We start from the raw sequence: 3,360 nt of genomic DNA on the forward strand, positions 1-3,360 counted from the left end.
GTATTCAGGTTGCAGCAAAACGCTTTCTTACACACAGGACTTCATATGCGGCTCAGAAAATTAAAACTGAAAAACTTCAGAGGCTACAAAAACTCTACTGAAATCATTATTGATGAAAGCATGACGGGTATTGTCGGTCGTAATGACTTTGGGAAATCAACGCTTCTGGAAGCGCTGGCTATTTTTTTTGAAACAGAAGGAATGAAGGCTGACAAGAATGACATGAACTGTTTCAGCCTAAGAGAAGGGGACGGCCGTTTTGAAATAGCCTGTGAATTTGATGACCTGCCCGATTTTATCATGATCGACGACAGGGTGCAGACCACGCTCGCCTCAGAACATCTGCTGAATGAGGACGGCAATTTTGAAATCGTCAAAACGTTTAAAGCAACGACCTCAGGAAAACCGGAGCAGACCTGCATCCGCTGCATCCACCCGGATGAGGAGCCCCTGAGAAATTTACTGGGCATGAAAATTTCTGAGCTCAAGGCGGTGGGAAAAGAAGTTGAAAAAAATGTGGCGGATAAACGCACTGCATCGTTATGGCGTCAGGCCATCAGGGAAGCCGCAGCCCCCTATACCTGTTCGGAAATTATGCTGGATGTCGATAAAGAGTTCGGAACCGACACAAAATCATTATGGGGTAAGATCCTCGATTTGCTGCCCACGTATGCGATTTTCAAAGCCGACAGGGAAAGCAGCGACGGGGATTCCGAAGCTAAAAACCCCTTACAGCAGGCCGTAAAAGACGCTCAGGCTGCGCTGCAGGACAAAATTACAGCGCTGGAAAATGAGATTCAGGACAGCGTCCTGGATGTCGCACAGAGAACGCTGGATAAATTACGTGAAATGGCCCCCGAACTCGCCAGTGAACTGACTCCACGATTTAAGGAGAAACCCAAGTGGACCTTCAATTTCACCCTGGACGGGGAAAATGGCATCCCCATCAATAAGCGCGGCAGCGGGATAAGGAGGCTTATCCTGTTGAATTTTTTTCGGGCTGAGGCTGAAAAGAATGTCGCGGGGACGCCCAGAAATGTGATTTATGCCATAGAGGAGCCTGAAACGTCACAGCATCCGAACTATCAGATGATGCTGATGAAAGCGTTACTGGCACTGGCAGGCCAGCCGCACCGTCAGATTATCGTCACCACCCATGTCCCGGCGCTGGCCGGATTAATCCCTGTCGAAGGCGTACGTTATGTTACCCGAAATGAGGCGGGTGAACCCGTAGTAAAAATGCCGGATGACGCAGTGCTGAAGGAAGCCACTGAAAGCCTGGGGGTGCTGCCAGAGACCGGTATGGAAAGGGCGCAGGGGATTGTTCTGGTAGAGGGAAAGTCGGATGTTACTTTCCTGAGGCATGCGGCCAGTTCATTAAAACAGTCAGGTGCGCTGCCAGCCTCTCTGGAGGACGTGAAAATAGTGCCAGTCCTCATAGGAGGGTGTGGTAGCGTCAAACACTGGGTTACATTGAATCTGGCCAAAGATCTGGGGCTTCCCTGGTGCGTATTTCTGGACTCCGATATTGGGGGAGACCCTGCACAGGTTCTGTCCATCCAGAAGCGTAAAAAAGAAGTAGAGGAGGCCGGTAAGGTATTTTTCGCTACGCGCAAACGTGAGATAGAAAACTATCTGTGCCCGGATCTTATCGAGGAAATTACTGGTGTAGCCGTCACGTTTACGGACACCTGTGACGCTAAAAAAATAATCGGCCGGGCTGTGGGAATGAAACCCGATAATGTACTAGATAAATTCTGGCCTCAGATGACATCAGAAAGAATCATCTCAAGATCAACCTATCATGACGGAACGCAGGAGAGAAGCGAGCTGGTTGAGATCCTGAGCGACATTGTATCCATGACGAGATAATGTATTAAATAAGCATCTCAGGTGCTTATATTCCGGTCCTCAACAAAGGACCGGAGTACAGAGTAGTAAAAACCCGCAATTAATCGGGTTTGAATTATATAAAGATTAACCGACTCCCGCGCCCAGGAACGATGTAAAATCACGCTTGTCGTGACATTTCTACAATGTTTACTTTTGACTATCAAGCCATTTATTCATCTGCTCAATTTCACCTTTTTGAGCTTTAATGATGTCCTGCGCGAGCTTTCTCATTTTCGGATCTTTTCCGTATTTGAGCTCGGTCTCAGCCATTGCTATTGCCCCTTCATGGTGCGCTACCATGCCTTTCGCAAAAGCCTTGTCGGGATCGGACTCATTTACGGCAGCCATCATTTTGTCATGCATGTCTTTCATGCCAGCCATATATTCCTGTGACGAAGCCGAGGTAGACATATCAGTCATTTTCATTTCTGAATGTTCTGCTGAAATCGCTGGCAGGGATAACATTAATACTGCAAATAAAGTGTTTCTGGCTTTCATAAAAAATATCCTTTTAGCGTTGATGCCCGTTAACTGTAGCAGAATCTGATAAAAATGCCCCCTGTAGGGGGCAAAGATGTTGCCATATATCCGGTTACGGAAAAATCTATCAAGGAAATAAGGACAGCACAGATACTTCCCTCGCCGTCAGCCTGCACTGAGCATGCGACGATGCGCTTCGGCCATGGCCTGATGTGGGCCAGACTGACCGTTATTCATAAATTCATGGGCAACTGCAGCTCTTTCATGCTCATTCATTGCCGCTAATGACTTCGACGGCCCGGTAGGGGAAACGGTCTGACTTCCCATCATCCTCTGATGACTTTCCACCATTTTCTGGTGCGCATCCGCCGACCCGTTCGTCATGGTTTCATGAGCAATAATGGCCTGTTCATGCTGGTCCATACCGGCCATACGAGGTGCAGTCCCCTGGATCCCGACAGGAGCCGCAGCAGACTGCATCTGGTGAGCAGGTGCCTGTGCATTGTTGACCCGCTCATGGATATTCACGGTTTCAGTGGCCCAGGCCGAAGAAATTAAGCCAAAGCCCAGCAAGGATGCTAATACGATATTTTTCATGATAACTCTCCATTTCTTAATTAGTGATGTCCGGGGGAGTACAACCGGTGTTTTCAGTTCCATAACTGAAACAGGTTCGGAAGTGTTTATTTCTCCGGGAGAGGACTGGATATTCATTTCCTGGCGTCCACTGACGCCGGATATTGATAAAGCAATCCAGCCTTCCTGATAAGTTGCACTAATTATATCGAATGGCTTCTGTTTGCTGCATGACAGGCTAATGACATCTTTGTCATTTAAATCTTTATTCCCAGCACTGGGTGTCCGGAATCATTTTCTCCAGTCTGGGCACGGATAAGATAAAACGCGTTGAGTGTACGTCCGATTCCACCTGCACTCTTCCGTGATGTGCTTCCACGATTGACTTCACAATCGCAAGGCCGATGCGTG

The 3,360-nt window shown here is 48.0% G+C and carries 3 protein-coding genes; 1 reads left to right on the plus strand and 2 read right to left on the minus strand.

The window, feature by feature from the left end; translation table 11 throughout:
• Window positions 1-45: 45 nt before the first annotated feature.
• Complete coding sequence (locus APU11_RS16860; protein ID WP_001239413.1) at window positions 46-1,872, plus strand: AAA family ATPase; 1,827 nt, start codon at window positions 46-48, stop codon at window positions 1,870-1,872.
• A 168-nt stretch (window positions 1,873-2,040) separates the two neighbouring features.
• On the opposite strand, the gene APU11_RS16865 is transcribed toward APU11_RS16860, so the two are convergent.
• Both APU11_RS16865 and silE read right to left on the minus strand, forming a co-directional pair.
• Complete coding sequence (locus tag APU11_RS16865; RefSeq protein WP_000647571.1) at window positions 2,041-2,391, minus strand: DUF305 domain-containing protein; 351 nt, start codon at window positions 2,389-2,391, stop codon at window positions 2,041-2,043.
• A gap of 147 nt (window positions 2,392-2,538) precedes the next feature.
• Complete coding sequence (gene silE / locus APU11_RS16870) at window positions 2,539-2,970, minus strand: silver-binding protein SilE (protein ID WP_000790485.1); 432 nt, start codon at window positions 2,968-2,970, stop codon at window positions 2,539-2,541.
• Window positions 2,971-3,360 lie beyond the last annotated feature (390 nt).

The organism is Enterobacter sp. 50793107 (assembly GCF_001463365.1).
GTDB classification, from domain to species: Bacteria; Pseudomonadota; Gammaproteobacteria; order Enterobacterales; family Enterobacteriaceae; genus Enterobacter; species Enterobacter cloacae.

What these genes read in the sequence shown, in the direction of transcription:
- APU11_RS16860 (WP_001239413.1), top strand. Translation starts at nt 46, where the DNA reads ATGCGGCTCAGAAAATTAAAACTGAAAAACTTCAGAGGCTACAAAAAC.
- APU11_RS16865 (WP_000647571.1), bottom strand. Translation starts at nt 2,391, where the DNA reads ATGAAAGCCAGAAACACTTTATTTGCAGTATTAATGTTATCCCTGCCA.
- silE (WP_000790485.1), bottom strand. Translation starts at nt 2,970, where the DNA reads ATGAAAAATATCGTATTAGCATCCTTGCTGGGCTTTGGCTTAATTTCT.